The 20745-nt window shown below is 53.7% G+C and carries 20 protein-coding genes; 12 read left to right on the forward strand and 8 right to left on the reverse strand.

Annotation, left to right across the window (positions count from 1 at the left end):
* Positions 1-33 precede the first annotated feature (33 nt).
* On the reverse strand, positions 34-789 hold the full coding sequence (locus RHP47_RS03055; protein WP_149818061.1) for a sulfite exporter TauE/SafE family protein: 756 nt from the start codon (positions 787-789) through the stop codon (positions 34-36).
* Positions 790-808: 19 nt separating this feature from the next.
* Positions 809-2170 carry a thioredoxin-disulfide reductase gene (gene trxB, locus RHP47_RS03060; protein WP_149818063.1) on the reverse strand — a complete coding sequence of 454 codons (1362 nt, stop codon included), beginning with the start codon at positions 2168-2170 and terminating at the stop codon, positions 809-811.
* Positions 2171-2283: 113 nt separating this feature from the next.
* Here trxB and smc point away from each other — a divergent pair, with 113 nt between their 5' ends.
* Both smc and RHP47_RS03070 read left to right on the forward strand, forming a co-directional pair.
* Entirely contained in the window at positions 2284-5790 is a 3507-nt protein-coding gene (gene smc / locus RHP47_RS03065) for a chromosome segregation protein SMC (RefSeq protein ID WP_310841388.1), read from the forward strand.
* A gap of 121 nt (positions 5791-5911) precedes the next feature.
* Positions 5912-6526, forward strand: coding sequence for a DUF3747 domain-containing protein (locus RHP47_RS03070; RefSeq protein ID WP_310841017.1), 615 nt, complete (start codon positions 5912-5914; stop codon positions 6524-6526).
* Positions 6527-6528: 2 nt separating this feature from the next.
* Here RHP47_RS03070 and smpB read toward each other — a convergent pair whose 3' ends face one another.
* A complete protein-coding gene (gene smpB, locus RHP47_RS03075) occupies positions 6529-6987 on the reverse strand; it encodes an SsrA-binding protein SmpB (protein ID WP_310841389.1) in 459 nt (152 codons plus the stop codon).
* Between the two features lie 104 nt (positions 6988-7091).
* Here smpB and RHP47_RS03080 point away from each other — a divergent pair, with 104 nt between their 5' ends.
* On the forward strand, positions 7092-7718 hold the full coding sequence (locus tag RHP47_RS03080; protein WP_149818067.1) for a keto-deoxy-phosphogluconate aldolase: 627 nt from the start codon (positions 7092-7094) through the stop codon (positions 7716-7718).
* On the opposite strand, the gene RHP47_RS03085 is transcribed toward RHP47_RS03080, so the two are convergent.
* The gene (locus RHP47_RS03085) at positions 7663-8361 is read right to left on the reverse strand and encodes a DUF1997 domain-containing protein (protein ID WP_190278183.1); all 699 of its coding nucleotides are present in this window, start codon (positions 8359-8361) and stop codon (positions 7663-7665) included. The two genes, RHP47_RS03080 and RHP47_RS03085, sit on opposite strands and share 56 nt — an antisense overlap.
* Before the next feature lie 145 nt (positions 8362-8506).
* On the opposite strand from RHP47_RS03085, the gene RHP47_RS03090 reads away from it, so the two are divergent.
* The 4 genes from RHP47_RS03090 (at position 8507) to RHP47_RS03105 (ending at position 13593) form a co-directional block, all read left to right on the forward strand.
* On the forward strand, positions 8507-10579 hold the full coding sequence (locus RHP47_RS03090) for a glycosyltransferase (RefSeq protein ID WP_286626548.1): 2073 nt from the start codon (positions 8507-8509) through the stop codon (positions 10577-10579).
* A 251-nt stretch (positions 10580-10830) separates the two neighbouring features.
* On the forward strand, positions 10831-12051 hold the full coding sequence (locus RHP47_RS03095) for a CHAT domain-containing protein (protein ID WP_286626549.1): 1221 nt from the start codon (positions 10831-10833) through the stop codon (positions 12049-12051).
* 101 nt (positions 12052-12152) lie between these two features.
* Positions 12153-12839, forward strand: a complete 687-nt coding sequence (gene psb32 / locus RHP47_RS03100; RefSeq protein WP_149818071.1) for a photosystem II repair protein Psb32 — start codon at positions 12153-12155, stop codon at positions 12837-12839.
* A 19-nt stretch (positions 12840-12858) separates the two neighbouring features.
* Entirely contained in the window at positions 12859-13593 is a 735-nt protein-coding gene (locus RHP47_RS03105) for a 2-phosphosulfolactate phosphatase family protein (protein WP_149818073.1), read from the forward strand.
* On the opposite strand, the gene RHP47_RS03110 is transcribed toward RHP47_RS03105, so the two are convergent.
* Positions 13583-14461, reverse strand: coding sequence for a 4-hydroxybenzoate solanesyltransferase (locus RHP47_RS03110; protein ID WP_286668923.1), 879 nt, complete (start codon positions 14459-14461; stop codon positions 13583-13585). The genes RHP47_RS03105 and RHP47_RS03110 overlap by 11 nt on opposite strands.
* Positions 14462-14617: 156 nt before the next feature.
* Here RHP47_RS03110 and corA point away from each other — a divergent pair, with 156 nt between their 5' ends.
* From corA to RHP47_RS03125, 3 genes are all read left to right on the forward strand, one after another.
* A complete protein-coding gene (corA, locus tag RHP47_RS03115; RefSeq protein ID WP_149818077.1) occupies positions 14618-15808 on the forward strand; it encodes a magnesium/cobalt transporter CorA in 1191 nt (396 codons plus the stop codon).
* A 220-nt stretch (positions 15809-16028) separates the two neighbouring features.
* Entirely contained in the window at positions 16029-16931 is a 903-nt protein-coding gene (locus tag RHP47_RS03120; protein WP_149818079.1) for a Tic22 family protein, read from the forward strand.
* A gap of 9 nt (positions 16932-16940) precedes the next feature.
* Positions 16941-18008, forward strand: coding sequence for an esterase-like activity of phytase family protein (locus RHP47_RS03125; RefSeq protein WP_310841020.1), 1068 nt, complete (start codon positions 16941-16943; stop codon positions 18006-18008).
* On the opposite strand, the gene RHP47_RS03130 is transcribed toward RHP47_RS03125, so the two are convergent.
* Entirely contained in the window at positions 18005-19072 is a 1068-nt protein-coding gene (locus RHP47_RS03130; protein ID WP_149818082.1) for a phosphotransacetylase family protein, read from the reverse strand. The two genes, RHP47_RS03125 and RHP47_RS03130, sit on opposite strands and share 4 nt — an antisense overlap.
* Before the next feature lie 45 nt (positions 19073-19117).
* Complete coding sequence (gene ebsA, locus RHP47_RS03135) at positions 19118-19492, reverse strand: type IV pilus biogenesis protein EbsA (RefSeq protein ID WP_149818084.1); 375 nt, start codon at positions 19490-19492, stop codon at positions 19118-19120.
* Between the two features lie 138 nt (positions 19493-19630).
* Between ebsA and RHP47_RS03140 the strand changes: the two genes are divergently transcribed.
* On the forward strand, positions 19631-19963 hold the full coding sequence (locus tag RHP47_RS03140; protein WP_011057859.1) for a DUF760 domain-containing protein: 333 nt from the start codon (positions 19631-19633) through the stop codon (positions 19961-19963).
* A gap of 33 nt (positions 19964-19996) precedes the next feature.
* Positions 19997-20425 carry a hypothetical protein gene (locus RHP47_RS03145; RefSeq protein ID WP_149818086.1) on the forward strand — a complete coding sequence of 143 codons (429 nt, stop codon included), beginning with the start codon at positions 19997-19999 and terminating at the stop codon, positions 20423-20425.
* Here RHP47_RS03145 and RHP47_RS03150 read toward each other — a convergent pair.
* The gene (locus RHP47_RS03150; protein WP_225901511.1) at positions 20422-20718 is read right to left on the reverse strand and encodes a TM2 domain-containing protein; all 297 of its coding nucleotides are present in this window, start codon (positions 20716-20718) and stop codon (positions 20422-20424) included. The genes RHP47_RS03145 and RHP47_RS03150 overlap by 4 nt on opposite strands.
* Between the last annotated feature and the right edge of the window lie 27 nt (positions 20719-20745).

The raw sequence follows: 20745 nt of genomic DNA on the forward strand, positions 1-20745 counted from the left end.
TCTCACGGCATTTTCCATCTCTGGTGGGGTAGTTTATCGCTGTCGCAACCAGTAAGTGATCGCCAGCACAACGGCCAAAAGAACCACTGTACGGCGTAACAGCAGCGGGTTAACCGCACGGGCAAATTTACCCCCCAAAAGTCCGCCAACAATGGTAGCGATCGCCATCCCCAAAGCAGCAGGCCACACCACCTCCCCAGACACAACAAAAAACGCCGCTGCGGCGACATTGATCCCAAAAGCCAACATTTGCTTCAAGCCATTGAGGCGCGTCAAGCTTTCCCCGAGAACAATGCCCAGCACGGCGAGTAGAATCACGCTCACCCCCGCGCCAAAATAGCCGCCATAGACCGCCGCTAGAAACACAAGAGGAATGGCTCCCACTTCAGATACGGCTGGCGCACTGATCCGCTGCAGCAACCAAGCCCGCACCTGCTCCTGAACCCCCAAGAGGACAGCGGCCAAGAGGAGCAAATAGGGAATCAAGGCATTAAACAGTGCCTCGTTAGTGTGCAAGAGTAACATCGCCCCTGTGATGCCCCCGGCCACCGCACTGGGAAAGAGCCAACCAAGGCGCCGTTGCTGACCCTTCAGATCCTGCCGTTGCGCCACTGTCGCTCCCAAGTAACCGGGTACCAAAGCCACCGTGCTGGTGAGATTGGCAACCACTGGCGGCAAGCCGATCGCCACCAAGGCAGGAAAACTAATCAGTGTTCCCCCACCGGCAATGGCATTGACAAAGCCTGCCGCCAGACCTGCAACGGTCAGCAGTCCGATCTCGCTGATCATGCCCTTGACTAGCTAGAGCCTAAGCAAGGTAGCGTTGGATGGTCTCGCGGTACTGACTCTTGGGTTTCATCCCCACGATCACCTCTAGGAGTTCTTTGTTTTTGAAGAGTTGAATCGTGGGTGTACTGGTAACCCCTGCTTGCTCGGCGATCGCGCTATCTTCAGTAATGTCAATTTCAATGAGCTGTACTTTGCCATCGAATTCATCCACCAGCCGATCCAAAATGGGCTTGAGGGTATGACAAGGGCCACAGGTGGGGGAAACATATTTCACTAGCAGCAGGCGATCGCTCTCGTGAAAGAGTTTGCGCAAGGCATAGCTGCCGCGGTGTTTGATGGCATTGGGATCAAACGCCTGTTCTGGGGATGTTGTAGGTGGCGTTGTTTCTGCGGGTTTGGTTTCGGTTTCCGTTTGGTGAAACTCCTGAATTAGCCCCCGCGCCGACAGCCAACGTTCGGCATCAAGGGCGGCCATACAACCACTGCCTGCCGCCGTTACTGCTTGGCGGTATTCATGGTCTTGAACATCCCCTGCGGCAAAGACCCCTTCCACATTCGTTTGTGTCCCGTGGTGGGTGACGATATAGCCCACACTATCCAATTCCAGAAAATCTTTGAAGAGTTGGGTGTTGGGGGTATGACCAATGGCGTAGAATAGGCCGCGCACCGGCAGGACGGATTCTTCCCCTGTGGCTTTATTGATAATCTGCAGACCCGTCATTAAATTGCCATCGCCAAGGATTTCCCGTGCTTCAGTTTGCCAGTGAACCGTAATTTTAGGATTGGCAAACACGCGATCCTGCATCGCCTTACTAGCGCGCATTTTGTCACTGCGCACAAGGAGATGGACATGGGAGCCATATTTAGTGAGATAGACTGCTTCCTCCGCTGCACTATCACCGCCGCCAATCACCGCCAACTCGACATCCTTGAAAATCGGCGTTGCCCCATCACAAATGGCACAGGCGGAGACCCCCTTGGTCCAATACTGTTCTTCCCCCGGCAGATGGAGTCGTTTGGCCGTGGCACCCGTACAGATAATCACACTGTGGGCATAGACCTGCCGCTCGGCTGAGCTAATGAGAAAGGGGCGTTGACTAAAATCCACCTGAATCACATCTTCAGTGACCATTTCTGTGCCCCAGCGCTCCGCTTGCGCCTTCATCCGTGCCATCAGTTGCGGCCCTTGAATGCCTTCCGGAAAGCCGGGAAAGTTTTCCACTTCGGTGGTGGTCATGAGTTGTCCCCCCGGCAGCCCCCCAATTTGATAGCCTTCAAACATAAAGGGCTTGAGGTTGGCGCGAGCAGCATAGATGGCTGCTGTGTAGCCCGCAGGGCCAGAACCAATAATGACAACGTTTTCAATCCGTGGCGGTGTCATGGCTAAAACAAACTCGAAACGACTATGAGTTATTTGATTTTAGCTTGATTTTCCGTGGCAAACAAGGGGAGCATCTTTAGGCATAATGAAACGGTTAGGCACGCTCCTTGGCTGTGTATATCAAGCAGTTGGAACTCACGAATTTTAAGTCCTTTGGCGGCACAACCGTGATTCCGCTGCTGCCGGGGTTTACGGTCATTTCTGGTCCGAATGGCTCTGGAAAATCCAACCTGTTGGATGCGTTGCTTTTTGCCCTCGGCCTTGCGGGGTCTAAGGGGATGCGGGCAGAACGGCTCCCAGATTTGGTGAACCATAGCCAAACGCGGCGCGGCCATAGTGTTATTGAAACGCGAGTCACGGTGACCTTTGCGCTGGATGCTGAAACGGAATGGCGGGTGACGCGGCGACTGCGGGTAACCAAGCAGGGCACCTATACCTCGACCTATGCGGTAAATGATCAACCCTGCACGCTGAATGAACTGCACGACCAGTTGCAGGCGTTTTGTATCTATCCCCAAGGCTATAACGTGGTCTTGCAGGGGGATGTCACCAGCATTATCTCGATGAATGCCAAAGCACGGCGGGAAATTATTGACGAATTGGCGGGGGTGGCGGATTTTGACCGCAAGATTGCCCAAGCTCGCGAAAAATTAGATACAGTCAAGGAGCGCGAAGAACGCTTTCGCATTGTTGAGCAGGAACTCATCCAACAGCGCGATCGCCTGCAACGGGATCGCCTGCACGCGGAAAAATATCAAGCCCTACGACTGGAACTGCAAGAGCGAGAGCAATGGCTGCTGGTGCGCCAATGGCAAGCCCACGAAGCGCAAAAGGTGCAACTACAAGCACAGATTCAGACGCTACAAAAAGAACAAGCTGAACGCCAAGCCCAACTGCAACAAAAGGCACGGGAGATTGAAGCGGCAACGGTTACGCTAGAACAACTCAATCAAGAGGTGAAAGCCCTCGGCGAAGAAGCGTACCTCCGCCTGCAAGCAGCGTTGGCGGATCTCCACGCCCAAGAGCGGCAGTGTCAACGTCAGCAAACGAGCTACCAACAGCAGCAGGCACAGTTGGCAGAACAACTCCAGCAACGGCAAGCCCAGTACCACAGTCAACGGTTGCAGCAACAGCAACTTGCTCAAGAGCTAGAACAGCAACAGGGCGATCGCCCCCCCTTAGTGACAGCCGTTGCCACCAGCCAAGCCACCCTCGACGCCCTACGGCAGCAAGCTCAGGAGTTGAATACGGCAGCCCAAGCTTGGTTTCAGGAGCACAGTCAGCGACGGCAGCGGATTGATGCCCTGATCCACGAACTGGAACCGAGTCGCAGTGAACTCTCTCGCCTGCAGGAGCGATCGCAACAATTGCGGCAACGGCAGGGGGAATTGCACCAAGCAGCCACCAGCTTAGAAGCTCAACAATTGGAATTGCAAGACGCGCTCACAAAAGCTGCAGCAGCAGTCCAACAAGAGGAGCAGCAACTACAAACCCTCGCCCAACAACTGGCCACAGCGCAGCAACAATTGAGCTTAACAGAAGAAACCTATCAACGCCTTGAGCGAGAACAGCGCCAAAAGCAGCGGGAGCTGGATCAACTGGAAGCACGGCAACAGGCGGTTCAGGAAAGTCAAGGGAGTTTTGCGGCGCGGCTCATTTTAAGTGCTGATCTCCCCGGCGTGTTTGGGCTGGTGGCACAGCTCGGTCAAGTGGAACCCCGCTATCAACTGGCCTTGGAAATTGCGGCCGGGGCACGCCTAGGCAATATCGTTGTGGCGGATGACAGTGTGGCGGCAGCAGCGATCGCCATCCTGAAGCGGGAACGGGCCGGTAGAGCCACATTTTTGCCCCTGAACAAGATGGCACGTCCCAAGACCCTACCCCTTATCTCTTTGGCAGGCTGTATTGACTATGCCTTGAATCTTGTGACCTTTGAGCCGCAATATGCCCCCATTTTTGCCTACGTGTTTGGCAGTACGCTGGTCTTTGAGAGCCTTGAGGCGGCGCGACTCTACCTAGGGCAATATCGGATGGTCACCCTAGAGGGAGACTTGCTAGAACCCTCAGGGGCAATGGCCGGGGGTAGCTATAGTCGCACCAATACCCTCCGTTTTGGTCAGGGGGTCACCCCCCAAGAATCGGCAGAAGTCCAACAGGTGCGCGATCGCCTTGGGGAACTGGAACGCCTGTTAGATTGCCTCATTCAAGAGCGCACGCAAAAACAGGGGAGAGTGAATGAGCTGAGCCAAGCCCTGAGTGAAGCCCGCCAAAGCCATCGCGATCGCCAGCGGCAATGGGAGCAACTTCAGCAGCAACAGCAGCACCTCAACCGCCAGCAAGCAGACTTAGCGCGCCAACAGCAGCACCTTAGCCAAGAGTTAACCGCCGCAGAGACTGAACTCGCGCACCTAGAGGCTCGTCTTCCTGAACTCGAAGCAGAACTCGCCGCCGAACGCCTTACCCTCAATGCCCTTGAAGCCAATCCCAGCCATCAGCAGTGGCAGCAGCTTCAGGAACAGCTTCAGGCACAGGAAAAAATTCACGCCGACCATGTGGCCGCCCTGCAAGCGGTGGATCAAGCCTTGGGCGATCGCCACCGTCAACTCGAGCAACTGGGACGAGACCTAAAACAAACAGAACAGGAGATTCAGCGACTGCGCCAAGCCCAACAGGAGACGCTTTGTCAGCAGCAAGCCCTCGATCAGACGCTTGGGGACTTAGCGACGCAAATTCAAAGCACGCAAACTGCCCTGAGGGAATTGGACGCCCGCCTTGGCCACCTCAAGGGCGATCGCGATCGCCAAGACTACCAACTACGACAGCAGCAAAAGGACTACCAACAACTGGAATGGCAATACCAAAAAGCCAGCGACACCCTCACCACGCTGCAAGCCCAACTTCAGGAATTCAGCACCATCGAGGCACCCCCTTTACCCCAGCCATGGCCGGAAGTGCCCGCCAATCTCTCCCTCAGCGACATTCAACAGCAGTGCCAAGCCCTCGAAAAACGGCTGCGTGCCATGGAACCCGTCAATATGTTGGCGATTCAGGAATTTGAGGAGACACAAGGGCGGCTTAATGAGCTACAGGAGAAGCTCGCCGTTCTAGAAGCGGAGCGCACGGAGATCCTACTGCGGATTGAGAACTTCACCACCCTGCGTCACCAGTCCTTCCGTGAAGCTTTTGATGCCGTCAATGCGAACTTCCAAACCATTTTTGCCACCCTTTCCGAGGGTGATGGCTATTTACAACTGGAAACCCCTGAGGACCCTTTTGCCGGAGGCCTGAATCTGGTGGCGCATCCTAAGGGTAAACCCGTACAGCGCTTAGCCTCAATGTCGGGGGGAGAAAAATCCCTCACGGCCCTCAGTTTTATCTTTGCCCTACAACGCTATCACCCTTCCCCCTTCTATGCCTTTGATGAGGTGGATATGTTTCTCGATGGTGCCAATGTTGAGCGCCTTGCCAAAATGATTCAGCAGCAGAGCCAAGAGGCACAGTTTATTGTTGTCAGTTTGCGGCGACCAATGATTGAAGCGGCTCAGCGCACGATTGGCGTCACCCAAGCGCGGGGTCAACATACCCAAGTGATTGGCCTCGATTTGACCGCTCACCATTGATGCCTGACGGTGTCTGAAAAATAATTCCTAGAATTTTGATAGTTGCTCGGCGTGGATCGTAGAGGAACAGCAGAAGCCATTTAACTGTCAAAACCTCCGAGTTCTGCTGAGGAGTGTCCCTATGAAATACTGGCAAAAATTTGGCCTGAGCTTACTGACGGTGGCCTGTTTGGGAACAATTGCCCCTCGGCCTGCCCAAGCCAGCATGTTTACACAAACAGAAGTGGATCAAAGCCGCTATGTGGTGATGGCTGTGCCCCTTGCCCGCGGTGGCTATCGCCTCCTAGTGGTGGAGCAAATTAAGGATACTCGTCCCTGCTGGAGTGAGTCGGGCACCAACCCCGTGGTGATTGATCCGTTGCTGACGACCTTTGACTTTACAGGCATTTGTGGGCGGGCTACGGATAGCAATGGCTACTCGATTCGGGTGGCGCAACAGGATTTAGGGTTGCAGTATGGTCTGCGCATTGAACAGGGGGAGGGTGAGTTGCTCCTTGTTGGCAGCAGCAATCGCGGTGGTCCGCGTATGGTTATTGGCCGCACCCACGGCATGCAGGAAGGGCAATTTCTCAAGTTTCAACTGGAACCCACTTGGCGGTTAACACGACGCACCTATGAGGGGCAAGTGCTGGGTCATGTGTATTTCACCAATGACTCTTGGGAAGCAGCCACAGGCAGCGCGCCGCCGCCAGCAACCCCCGTCGGCACAGAAACTACCCCTGCACCGCAAAGCTAGAGTTAGCGCTGCTTCATTGCTCGCTCCATTTCCCGCTTATCTTGGCGCTGCTTGAGGTCTTGGCGTTTATCGTGGAGCTTCTTACCACGCGCCAGCCCTAGGGAGACCTTAGCGCGACCATTTTTCAGGTAAAGCTTTAGGGGCACAAGGGTTAGCCCCTTTTGTTCCACCTTGCCCACTAGCTTGCGAATTTCCTGTTTGTGGAGAAGGAGCTTGCGATCGCGCAGGGGGTCATGGTTGTAGGATTGGTTAGTGCTCTCATGGGGCGCAATGTGGACATTCATCAACCATGCTTCACCATTGCGGATGCGGGCAAAGCCATCCCGTAAATTCACCTTGCCAGCGCGAATGGACTTGACCTCAGTGCCGAGCAACACGAGACCACATTCATAGGTTTCCAGAATTTCGTATTGGAAGCGCGCTTGGCGATTTTCACTCAGGACTTTGATGCTATCGCCCATCAAAAACTCCGCAAGGGTATTGCCAATATACCGTAGTTTAGGGGTAGGGGAAATTTTCATCTTATCACTGCCCTCGCACCCCCCTGCTCAATGGTTATGACGCTATGCCCAAGCCGCAGCAGTTAGCGTTTCTGCAAGGCCTGCCCTTGATTGCAGTGGTGCGTGCTGCTCATCCTACTGCAGCGATCGCCCGCGCTCAAGTGTATATTCAAGCGGGCTTCACCTGCCTAGAGGTGACTTGGACAACCCCCGATGCTGCTGGCGTCTTGCAACAACTCCGTCAAGACGCTCCCCACTGCACCATTGGCGCTGCGAGCCTGCAAAACCCAGAAATGGTTAAAGGAGCGATCGCCGCTGGCGCACAATTTTTAGTGACCCCCCATGCAGCCCTAGAGGTGGTGCCCCTTGCAAAGGAGGCCAATTGTCCTCTGATTTTGGGGGCATTGACACCAACGGAAATTCTCCACGCTTGGCAAGCGGGAGCAACGGCAGTGAAGGTTTTTCCAGTGATGGCGGTGGGGGGGGCGAGCTATCTACGCGCCTTGCGACCCTTGTTGGCTGAGATTCCCCTGATTCCCTGTGGCGGTATTGGTTGGGAGGATGTGGTACCCCTCTGGAAAGCGGGGGCGATCGCCATTGGTATGGGCAGTCAACTGGGTACGGATGTCACAATGCTCAAGCAGCAGGTGGCTCAGGCTCGTCAGGCGTATCAGGCACTGGCGCAGGGGTAAGGGTGCGCACCCGCTCAGCATGGAACCGTTTGCGGCGCCAGCGTTTGCCCAAATCGAGGCCAATGGTTTTGTGGAAATCATCCTGCACCTTTGCCGTGAGGCGGTAGGACACTTGGCGGACAATTTGAGCCAAGACGCGGTTGCCTGTCCCCTGAATCAGGCCATGGGGCAAACGGTAGATAAACCGCGGAAAGTACATTTCCACCCGCAAATCCAATTCCCAATTGACCCGCGTGTAATCAATGACATTCAGCGCCAACAGGTCCCTATCCGTCTCAGGGGTGGCTCGCATCGGTACCAAGGCCATGGCCGCTTGAAAATTCACCTCATAGTTCAAAAACGGCTGTTCGGGCACAGGAATTGTTTCAATGCGATAGACCCCCTGCTCTTGGGGCAGTAGGTGCAGTCCAATTTTGGGTTCCACTTCATAGCCATGGGAACCATAGCGGCCAATGGTGAGAATGTAGCCATGCTTGCCCACAGGTTCTGTTTTCATGGGATGGGCGCAGCGGTGAAACCATTCTTGGTGATTGTTCAAATAGGTCTCGTAGCGTTGAACGGGCGCATAGACTTCCATCCAGCCTTGGAATTGGTTGTGAAAAATAAAGGGGGGTAGCTTTGTCCCCTCTTGGGCATCGGTCATAGTATTAGATCAGCATTTGGTGATTTTGATCCTGACATACGGCTGGGGGCGATCGCTACTGCGGGGAACTTTGGAAATATTGTCCCTGTCCAATGGTTGGTTTACATTTCGTTACATTACTATTCAGTTGCTTGAGGCTCCAGCAATGCCCCCTGTCCCTCCTTGGCTCGCCATTGAACACTTGGACAAGCCGTGGATTTTTTGGCCATTGTGCTTGATGGTGCTTCTTAGCAGTATTGTTTTGCGCTGGGGAAAAGTGCAGCAGCAGTGGGCGCGGGTCATTGTCGTTGGCAGTTTAATGGCCGTGATGCTGCATTATCTGCTGTGGCGATCGCTCGCTACCCTCAATTTGCGCACTCCCCTAGAGGCCACCTTTAGCCTACTCCTACTGGCGATTGAAGGTTTTATGATGGCGGGCTACGGCCTGCAACTCTACCTGCTCTTGCACATCAAAAATCGTCGTCCTGAAGCGGATGCTGCTGCCCTTGCGGTCAAAAGTGGCCACTATCAGCCTTGGGTGGATATTTTTATTCCGACCTACAATGAACCCCTGACAATTTTGCGACGCACGATTGTTGGCTGCCAAACCCTCGACTATCCCCACAAACGTATCTATGTTCTTGACGATACCCGTCGCCCTGCCCTACGGGAATTGGCCTGTGAACTGGGCTGTGAGTACCTCAGCCGTCCCGACAATCGCCATGCCAAAGCGGGCAACCTGAACCATGCCCTTACGCAAACCAAGGGTGAACTGATTGCGGTCTTTGATGCTGACTTTGTTCCCACTCGTAATTTTCTCACCCGCACTGTGGGCTTTTTCCAGACCGCTGATATTGGCCTTGTCCAAACCTACCAGAGCTTTTACAATCCCGATCCCATTGCCCGTAACCTTGGCCTCGAGGATCACCTGCCTCAAGAGGTGGAAATCTTCTCCCGTCATTATCAAGTCCTGCGGGATGGCATTGAAACAGCGCTGTGCTACGGCAGTTCCTTTGTGGTGCGGCGATCGGCCCTCGGAGCCATTGGCGGCTTTGTTACTGAATCCCTCAGCGAGGACTACTACACAGGAATTCAATTGGCGGCAGCAGGTCATCGGTTGATTTACCTGAATGAAAGTCTCAGTGCGGGCTTGTGTGCAGAGGAAATGACGGCGCATATTCGTCAACGTCAACGCTGGGCACGGGGCACCCTCCAAGGATTATTCATTGCGGCAAGTCCACTGCGGGTACCCAATCTCACTGGGCTTCAGCGCCTTGCCCACCTAGAGGGGATCACGCAATGGTTCCATAGTCCCATGCGGTTGCTATTGCTGCTGTTGCCCTTGATTGCCGCCTTTTGGGGTGTCGTCCCCCTTGAAACCACCCTGCGGCAGTGGCTCTACTATTTTGTGCCCTACTACTGGCTGCTGTTGAGTACGTTCCGCTGGCTCAATGGCCAAAGTCGCTCTGCCTTGGTATCTGATATTTATGCTGTGCTTCAGTGTGTGCCGTTGACATTGACAGTGATTGACACGTTGTTGCGTCCCTTTGGTCGCGGCTTTTGGGTCACCCCCAAGGGGAGTTATCGCGATCGCTACCATTTTCAGTGGCACCTAGCGGCACCGCTCCTCGTGCTTTTTCTTCTCTCTGTGGCGGCCGCTGTATTAAATTGGCAGGCATTACACACCAAGGGGCTACTATTGGCTTGGGTCTGGAACCTCTACAATCTGGTAATTCTCGCCCTTGCCCTCTACAGCCTCATCGAACGCCCCCGCCCCGATCCCTATGATTGGCTCAATGTCCAGCAAACCGTTGAACTCCATCTCGCTTGGGATCAAACCACTGCCCTGTGGGGCACGACAATTCGCCTTTCTGAAGGGGGGGCGATCGTGCATCTGCATCAACCCCTCCCCCCCTCCGCAATGGGTGTACCCCTCACCTGTCGGCTTTTGGAGGCAGGCATTGACCTCAGCGGCCAAGTTGTTGATATGCCCAATCCAACGACCCTAGAGATTTACTTTGACCCCCTGACCTTGGCTCAATACCGCCAATTGGTCACCTTACTTTTTTGTGAACCCAACCGTTGGCAATGGCAAAAAGCCCCCAGTGAATTACAAACCCTGTGGCTGCTTCTGCACACTCTCGTCTCGCCTCCCCTGAGTCGTCACTGGATGCGGATCACCCGCCCTAGTCAGGCAAAAGCGTGGCATCGAGCCTACAGCTATGCCAATGAAAAATGATTTTTGCCAGCTCTTTGTAACATTAAGCTTATAGGTCTTAAACGAGGGGACTATCCATCCAAAAGCCGTCCACAAATTGCCTAGTTGCTCCATCGCAACGAGTCCACCATTACTCGCTGGCTCAATGTCTATCGTCCAGTGTTGAATTCGGCATTGGCAGTCACTGTCTCTCCTCTGAAAAAACACTTGAATGGTGCATTGGCTAAGATAAAGCTTGGCTAGAGCGACAACACTTTCTTGGAACACTAAAGATGCACCGACACCTCCTCCGAATCTGTATTGCTCTAGTGTTGGTGCTGTCTCTTCAGTCCATTGCTCAAAGTGCCTTACCCGCTGGTGCAGGGGAATTTCTCACAGGTCGCGAGGCCACTTGGCAACGGGAATATGAAGTTTATTTTCAAAATCAATTTACTAGTCGGCGACTCAATCCCTCTGCCATTCAGCGCATTCTCAGGCAAATGTCCAAGCGTACGGGTCGGCGCACAGCTCTTTTGCACTTGGTACCAACGGCAAACGAGATTAAGCTCTTCGTTACCTCTCTACAGGGAGAGCCACTGTTGCTGACTGTGCCAGCGGTGTCGCAAGCTGATCTGATGGCTACGGTTCAAGACTTTCGCCGCTCAGTGGCGGATCCACGCCAACAGTTTTTATCTGCCTCCTTTGGCAGGAGTGAGCAGCTTTATGACTGGTTAATTGCGCCCTTAGAAGCCAAACTCAGGGCTGATCGGATTGACACCTTGCTCATTTGTGTTGGAGCAGGCCTGCGATCGCTCCCTTGGGCGGCTCTCCGAGACCGCAGTACCGGTCAATTTCTGATAGAAAAGTACGGTGTTGCCTTAATTCCAGCGTTTAACCTGATCAAAACTGACTATGCTCCCCTCAAAAATGCCACGGTCTTGGCAATGGGGGCTTCAGAATTCGATCGCCTCAGTCCACTGCCGGCAGTCCCCCAAGAATTAAGTGCCATCCAACAACTCTGGGGCGGATCCACCTTCCTCAATCGTGACTTTACTGTTGCCAACCTAACGCAACAACGGCAGCAGGGTAACCATTCCATCGTTCATCTGGCTACCCATGCCTTGTTTCGCCCCGGTCAAGCCCAAGAGTCCTTTATTCAACTGTGGGGCAGTGAAACAGTCACGCTGCAAAACCTCCCCCAACTTAATCTAGAGCAACCCCCTCTCGAACTGCTGGTTTTGAGTGCCTGTCAAACCGCTCTGGGAGACGATCGCGCGGAGTTAGGCTTTGCGGGTCTTGCCCTTCAATCGGGTGCCAAAAGTGCCGTCGCTAGCCTCTGGCAAGTGAGTGATGCGGGTACCCTAGAACTCATGGAATACTTCTATAGCCATCTGCACCACACTGCTAGTAAAGTTGCTGCTCTGCAAAAGGCTCAATTACACCTTCTGAGACATTCAAGATTCCAAGCACCTTACTTTTGGGCAGGCTTTACACTCGTGGGCGCTCCTTGGTAAAGCAATTGTCTGGCCATCGTTTTAAGATTTGTTAGAAGAAAATTTATTTTTGCAAGCAACATCTGAGAAAATTGCATTGAGAGATACAGGATTAAACACAGATGCATTGGCAAGTGGCTTGGAAAAACGGCATTCGCTATCTTTTGCTGGCACTACTCGCTACTACGTTGTGGGTCACCCCCGTCTGGGCAACCAGCGCGATCGATATCCCTTTGCCGGAAACAGCGGCTGGGGTCGTTGATGAAGGTAATGTGCTTAGTGCCGTCACCCAAGGCAGTGTCGGGCGATCGCTCCAAGACCTCTCCGAGGCAACGGGCATCAATGTTCATGTAGTTACACTGCACCGCCTCGACTATGGTGAAACCCCCCAGAGCTTTGTGGATGACCTCTTTAACCAGTGGTTTCCCGATCCTGAGTCCCAAGCCAATCAGGTGATCATTGCCCTCGATACCGTTACCAATGGCACAGCGATTCACTATGGCGAGGCCGTGGCCGAACGCCTGAATCCTGAAACTGCCGAAAGTATTGTCCAAGAAACGATGCGGGTGCCCCTACGGGATGGCAACTACAATCAATCAGTCCTTGACACCGTCGATCGCCTTGCGAAAGTCCTCAAAGGCGAACCGGATCCAGGCCCGCCCGTAGTACGCGAAGTGGTTGTCGAGAAAACCTACAAGAGCAAAGAGGAAACCGACGATCGCTCCGCCACAATTATCGTCGTTGCCCTGCTAATCGCCGCTACAGTGATCCCAATGGTGACATACTTTATGTATCAAGGATCATCGTAGCCAAGCTCCCCTTCCATTTATGAAAATCTATACCTACCACACACCAGAGCGTGTACCAGCCGACTGGCAACCCGACTGTGCCATTGCTGTTGATGTCCTGCGGGCAACCACTACGATCGCCACTGCCCTTGCCGCTGGCGCAGAAGCCGTTCAAGTCTTTAGTGATCTAGCAGAGCTAGAACAAGTGAGTCAGCAGTGGCCGGCAGCCAAGCGGATTCGCGTTGGTGAACGGGGTGGGAAAAAAGTTGCTGGCTTTGACATGGGCAACTCTCCTGCTGAATGCTTGCCAGAGCGGGTAAAAGGATGTCGCCTCTTTATGAGCACCACCAATGGCACCCGTTCCCTTGAGCGAATTCAAGCCAGTCCCCTCGTTCTTGCCGCCGCCCTTGTCAACCGTGCTGCCGTTGCCGAGTTTGTCCAAAAACATCAACCGGAAACCATCTGGATTGTTGGTTCGGGCTGGGAAGGTAGCTATTCCCTCGAAGATACCGTCTGTGCTGGGGCGCTGATTCATCACCTCTGGGGTCAGCAGGATGCCCCCCTCGAAGCCCTTGCGGGTAATGACGAAACTATTGCTGCCACTGCTTTGTACCGCTACTACCAAGATGATCTATTGACCCTCTTTCACCATTCCAGCCACGGGCAGCGCCTGCTCAACCTTGGCAATGAAGCCGATCTCAAATATTGTGCCCAAGTGGATATTCTGGCAATTGTGCCGTGGCAGGTTTCCCCCAAGCTTTTGACTAAGGCCTAGGGCACCACATTCCCACCCAGAGCAAAAAGCCCAACCAGACATTTTCATTGAAGTAACGACCATAGGTCTGAATGGGGAGCGTTGTGGTTTGGGTGTCACGGCGTTCGTGGGTATAAATTTGTAGAGATTGCCGCAGCCAAAAGTAGGTGGTCACGGCCAAGGCCAGCCAAAATCGCCAAGTGAGTCCCGCACTCCAGCCAACAATGATCAGGAACACCACCGTCAGCCCATAAAATAGCGCGATCGCCAAGGGCGCATAGGCACCGAAAAATAAGGCACTGGAATTTACCCCCAGTCGGCGATCGTCGGGGCGATCGGGCATGGCATACACCGTATCAAAGGCCAATGTCCACATCACCACTGCTGCCCACAACCACGCGGTGGTCAAGGTTAAGCGTCCCTGTACCGCTGCCCAAGGAATGAGGACAGCAAACCCCCAAGCCACTGCCAAAACGAGTTGCGGAATGGGAAAGACTCGCTTCGCCAAGGGATAGAGCAGAATCACCGGCACTGCGGCCACCGCCAGCCAATACCCCAAGGGAGTGAGGTAAAACGTCAATCCCCAAGCACAGAGGAAAGCAATCACCATCAAGCCCAAGGCCACACTGAGGGAAAGGCGGCGACTGGCTAGGGGGCGGTTTTGAGTCCGCTGCACATGGGGGTCAATATTGCGGTCCCAGCAGTCATTGACAATGCAGCCCGCCGCACTGGTGGCGATCGCCCCCACCGTGATAATCAGCAGCAACTGCAACGACGGCAAGCCTTCACTGGCCAAGGTTAACGACCACAGCGCCGGAATGAGGAGAATCAAACGACCCGCAGGCTTATGCCAGCGCAACAGTTGGGCAATGGCCACCCAAGTTGGCACTGAGGTTCTCGAAACTTGAGAATTCACCACACCGCTCCCACCGTGAATGCCACTACACTTAAAAATCTTAACTTTTCAGGCGATTTTGGGACGTTACCGCCCCATTTGCCCTAGGTTTCTAGTTAGCCCGTTTGCACTCTGTCGATTTCCCCCTTTATGGCCAGAAAACCCTTTCACTTTTTCCGTAGTGCCCCCCCGCCAGACCCCACACCCCCCGCCGAGGAAGAAGATAACTATCTCGAAGATTACTTCTTTGATGAACCCGGCGCCATGCCCGGTACCCTCAGTATTGAGGCCGATGCGCCACCGCCGACAATTATTCTCATTGACTATCAGCCGGATCAGGCCAGCCGTCGCGTTTTAGAAACGCCGGAAGAATGTGGCCCCTACCTCAGCAGTCCCTCCGTCAGTTGGATAGATGTTCAAGGGATTGGCGATGAAGACGTGATGCGGCGACTTGGCCAAGTTTTTCACCTGCACCCCATTGTCCTTGAAGATATTGTCAATGTTCCCCAGCGCCCCAAAGTTGAGGATCATGACGATTACCTTGTGCTGATTACCCGCATGGTCACCCCCAAGGAAAATGAACACGGCTTTTACACTGAACAAGTGAGCTTTGTCTTGGGGCCGCATTTCTTGCTCACAGTACAAGAAGAACCCGAACGGGATTGTTTTGACATGGTTCGGCAGCGGATTCGCACCAGTCGCGGCATCATTCGTCGCTATGGCCCCGATTATTTAGCCTATGCCCTTTTGGATGCCATTATTGATGGCTTCTACCCGGTTCTAGAAGACTACGGCGAGCGCATTGAGGAATTAGAAGATGCCGTAGTTACCCGTCCTAGTCGCGCCATTCTCGAAGAAGTCCACCAAGTGCGCCGCGAATTACTGGCGCTGCGCCGTGCCATTTGGCCACAACGGGATGCCATCAATGCCATGATTCGCGATCCCAGCCCCCTTCTCTCCGAGGAAGTGCGCATCTACCTACGAGATTGCTATGACCATGCCATTCAAGTGCTAGATATGGTGGAAACCTACCGTGAACTAGCGGCCAGTTTGATGGATGTGTATCTTTCTTCCGTTGGCAATAAAATGAACGAAATTATGAAAATTCTGACGATCATTTCGACCATTTTCATACCGCTGACCTTTATTGTCGGTATCTATGGCATGAACTTTGATCCCGATACCTCCCCTTGGAATATGCCTGAACTGGAGTGGTATTGGGGCTATCCAGCCTGCTGGGCGGTCATGCTTACCGTGGCGGGCAGTTTATTTTTCTTTTTCTGGCGCAAGGGCTGGTTCCAAAGCAGCACCAGTATAGGCTCCCTAGATACTGAACGCTAGTTCCCCATCGACTTTAGAAACTTGCCCCTTGTCCCTTGCGTCAAATTGGCTTAGGGTGGGAAAGCAAAGGGAGTACTTCATATGTAAAAATACTCACTTGTTACGTGCATAAGTTTTGGTGTGAGTTAGGTACTACAGGGCGATCGCCCCTCTCTCCACACGTGAAGAATGGGATTGGGAGAGTTAACCGACTGCAATAAAGCATGAATTAGGAGACTGTATGAAAAGATTGGCACACTTGGGTGTTTTGGCAGGGTTAGTGAGTAGCCTGTGGCTAGCACCCGCCATCAGCCGCTATGACATTGCCACTGCCTTGCCCGAAGAACAAGTGCTGCGCATCCTCAACAATGTGCCCGTTTTTATGATCACCAATGATAAGGGGGAACCGCTGACCTTTGAGATGCCCAATCCCCAAGATCAAAGCAAGAAAATTCAAGTTTTTACCTTCTTTGTCAATCAGCAGGATGCCCAAACTGCCCTGAACACCATTAAAACCCAGCAGCCGGAGGTGGGTCGCGTGGCTCGGGTCTCGGCAGCCGCCCTCAGTGGGGCGGTGAAGATTGCCCTCGAAAGCCAAAAAAATCCTGCCATTGGTGTGGACATTATCCCCTCAAGGCCGCAACTGGAAGCAGCGGTGAATCTGCTCAAACAAAGTGGCGATCTAGTGGAACGCGATGGCAAAATTCTCACCAAGGATGGTAGGCCGTTCATGGGCGGCACCCCCCTCTTTTTCCTAGCAGATAGCAAAACAGGCAACCCCATCGCCGTAGAAGCACAACTGCGCGAAAACGGCCAGACCCGCACCCAGCGGTTTATTCCCTTTTACTTCGATAAAACCCAACTCCAACGGGAAGTGGATCAAGCCCGCCAGCAGCGTCCTGAACTGGCCAAGGATACCGGGATTCGCGTCGTCATGCTGGATAATTTGGTGGCAACCATGTTGAGCACCAACGATCCTGTGGCGGGTCAAATTCAACTGGTACAAACCCCTGAGGCGATTCAGTTTGCCGTGCAACAGAGCGGTGGCAATAATGCCCAGCGACCGAATCAAGCGAATCAACCCGCGTCTCCCCAGCGCCCAAATCAACAGGGGGGCGGTCAAGGCACAAACCGCAACCGCTAAGACACACCCATGCCTTGGCGACACCTGCTGACGGCAATTCTACTCCTTGGCTTCCTGTGGGGATGTGCCCTGCCTCAAGTGCGAGCAGAGGAGCGCCTGTTTCTGAATGTCGGGGTGGAATTTCGCGCTGAAGTGCAATTAGCCGTCGGCAGCCAGTGGCAGAATACCGAGGTGGGGGGGCTGTCGGGTTTGACCTACGATCCGCGTCAACAGCAGTTCTATGCCATTAGTGACGATCGCCAGCAACCTCGGTTTTACACCCTCGAAATCACTCCCGAAACCATTACCCCCAAGGACGTAACCTTTGTCCAGCAGCCTAATGGTGAGGTGTATCCGCCCAACACTGCCGACACTGAGGGGATTGCGCTGACGCCTGAGGGGCACCTTGTAATTAGCAGTGAAGGGGTAACGGCCACGGCTAGTCCCCCTTGGATCAAAGAGTTTGAGCGCGCGAATGGACGAACCATTGCAGCTCTCCCTATTCCCAAGTACTATCTCCCCAATGGTCAGCAGGGCATTCGCAATAATCTCGGTTTTGAGGCACTGACGCTTTCGCCGGCGGGCGATCGCCTGTTTGTCGGCGTTGAATCGGCCCTTGCCCAAGATGTCCGCCCCAATATCCCCATTTACTGCCGCCTGCTCCATTACCTGCGGGGGGATGTTGCCCCTGTGTTGCTGGCGGAGCATCTCTATCCCTTGGAACCCTCAGAGGCAGTGTTTAATGGCCTCGTGGAGCTACTTGCCCTTGACAATGGTGGCCATTTTCTGAGCTTGGAGCGCACCTATAGTCCGGGAGCAGGGCATGGCATTCAGCTCTTTGAAGTATCCCTAGCGGGGGCGACAGATACCCTTGGCATGGCCACGTTACCGGTTGATCTGCGCACTCTCCGCCCTGTGCAGAAACGGCTGATTTTGGATTTCAAGAGGCTGGGGATTCCCTTGACTAATTTGGAGGGGATGAGCTTGGGTCCCCCCTTGGCCGATGGGGCGCGATCGCTCTACATCATTGGCGACAATAACTTTGATGGCAAGACGCCGACCCAAGTCCTGATTTTTGCCTTAACCTTCCAGCGCTAGGCCTCAACGGTCAAGAGTCCCAGTTGTGCTAACAGGCGATCGCCCTCCACATGCTCCTGCATCATTTGTTCGACGCATTTGACTTTAGCGATTTCATGGAGGCGCACCTGACCAAAGGCACGATCCACAATTTCCACGGCTGTTAGGGTGTCTAAGTCCACTGAGAGGATAGGAATTTCCAACTCTTCAGCACGGGCAAGAATCGCCGGGGAAGGCGGCAAATGCCCCGTGAGGATCAGACAGTGGGTGGAGGTCTCCAAGGCCGCCCATTGAATATCGGTGCGATCGCCCCCGGTAATCACCGCCATATTGTTCGCTTTACGGAAATACTTCAAGGCAGCACTGACGTTCATTGCCCCAATGGTGAGTTCCTCCACTAGGAGATCCAAGCGATCCGGACGGCACAAAACTTCGGCATTTAACTGGCGTACCAATTCCTTGACACTGACACTGCGCAGCAACTGACTGCGGGGCAACATCCCAAAAACTGGAATTTGGTGTGCCTCGAGATATTGGCGAATAGCAGGCAAGGGTTGGGCTTCGGGTTGGGGAATATCGTTGATGATCACCCCCAATAGGCGATCGCCCAATTCCGACTTGGCGAGGAGGAGCGATTCCACCACCAAGGGGGACTCGTAGCGCACCACCAGTAAAATGGGTGCATCCAACACCGCTGCCATCTGAGCTAACCCCAAATCAAACAGCCGCCCCTCGGCTAATGTGGCTGGCCCTTCGAGGAGCACCAAGTCTTCACTGTTGATAGTGTGATAGGCTGCTAGGGCTTGGCGATAATCCTGCTGATCTGTGCCCATCAGCCGTGCCTTGATGGCTTCTGGCGTCAGCGTGAGCAATGTCGGTCGCACATTCTCTAGGTTGAGGGTTTGCTGTAAAAAACTGACATCGGCTTCGGTTTCTTCGCTGTCGGTAGCGGGTTGGTAGGTGCCCAAGGGCTTACCATAGGCAATGCGCAGATGGCGATCGCGACAGAGCTTGGCCAAGCCTAAAACCGTTGCAGACTTACCGCTATAGGGCACAATTGAACCAATCAATAAATGCTTTGCCACCGTTTAGTTACTCCTCCCGCAACCCCAACCCTAAACACGCTATCCTTAGTCAAGCCGTAACAGCTTACGATAAAATGCTTTGGAAAAATCGGCAATACGATGTTTTTTATAGTTAATAATTACATCAATGAGATGATCCACCAGTTCAAACGTGGTGATAGACATTTCGTACTGTAGATCAGGCGAGTTATCAAAGGTTACCGTACAGCGGGATAAATCCGCCGGCAAATTGGCGATCGTCCATGTGGCAACAAAATCAACATTGTTACCGCCTTCAATCCCCCGTTGTCCCTCCAACTTCCCCAGACGGTAGAGGGCGATACCCAAGGGCAGCAGCGGACGTTTCTCAGCACGCATATAGGGGGCAAAGATATTGACGTCCCGGGGGTTGGCAGGCTGAAGCTGATCGAGGGCGGTCATGCAAGAATCCTTGTGTATTCAGTCTCACCGAGTGCTGAGGTCTATTCTACAGGCAGAGCAGGTAGCACGGGAGTCTTCGCTCTAGTAGCGCATTTCGGTTTGGTAACATATAGTTAACATAACTAACGAGCACTGCCTATGGTTTTTGATCCCGGAAACGCTAATTTCTACCAGTCTTCTACGGATGATGGGCAGCCCAATCTGCTCCTGAAGTACCTGCAAAGCCAATCGCCAGAAGTTTTGACCCGTATTGCCCGTTCCGTCAGTCCAGAAATTCGCCAAATTATCAGCCAGAATGTCCAAGGTCTCGTGGGCGGCCTTCCCTCCGAGGATTTTAATGTCCAAATTGCCACTGATCGCGACAACCTTGCGGGGTTATTGGCCTCAGCCATGATGACGGGGTATTTTCTGCGCCAGATGGAACAGCGCATGGAACTGGAAATGAGCCTCGGCGATCTACCTATGCCCTAGGTTCTACCCACATACTTATTGTGAGTCTTGCTTGTGTCCGATCCTTGGCAACAGTTTAAGGCACTGCCTTGGCGATCGCTGGTGCCCACAGGTCTTCTTGTTGCCCTGCTTGCAGCGCTGTTTGATACGGGGCTTTACTATATTGCCGGTGCCGTTGCCTCTGTCCGCGAGGCGTTGATCATCCTACTTCAGCCTCCTTTGGGTCTCCTAGTCCGCCTTGGTCTGAGCATTGGCCTTGGAATGGTGGCAGTGATCTCTTTGGAGGTGTGGTTTAACCCAGCGCCGATCTATAGCGGCACCCTCTGGGCGTTATTTCTGTGTGTCCTAATGGCCAGTGTGTTCTTGAGCTTTTTTGGCGGCACCTTGGGACTGCGACCCCTATTTTTTCCACTCACAGAGGTGTTCCTGATTGGCACAGCCGTGGGGATTTTTTGGCAAGGTCGTCGCTACTGGCGGTATTAATTCGCTTCCTCAAGACGAGACGCGGGGAGCTTCGGAACGACGGCACTAATCTCAGGATTGAAGGTGGCATCAAAGGCATCGGCTCCCTGAAACAAATACCACACAGCCTCAATCACACAGGCAATGCGAGCAATGCTACCCAGAGAACCGTAGGGCACTGTCGAAAAGAGTAGCCCCAGCATGAGGTAAACGCCACCCCACAGGGGTTGGCGCAAATAAAACTTATGGAGCCCAGGGAGAAAGATGCCGGCCAAGGCTAAGAGGATGGCGATCGCGCGATTACGGTAGCCCATTATTGCTCACTGTGAATGACTCTAAAT

Source organism: Thermosynechococcus sp. QKsg1 (genome assembly GCF_031586415.1).
In the GTDB taxonomy this organism is placed as follows: Bacteria; Cyanobacteriota; Cyanobacteriia; order Thermosynechococcales; family Thermosynechococcaceae; genus Thermosynechococcus.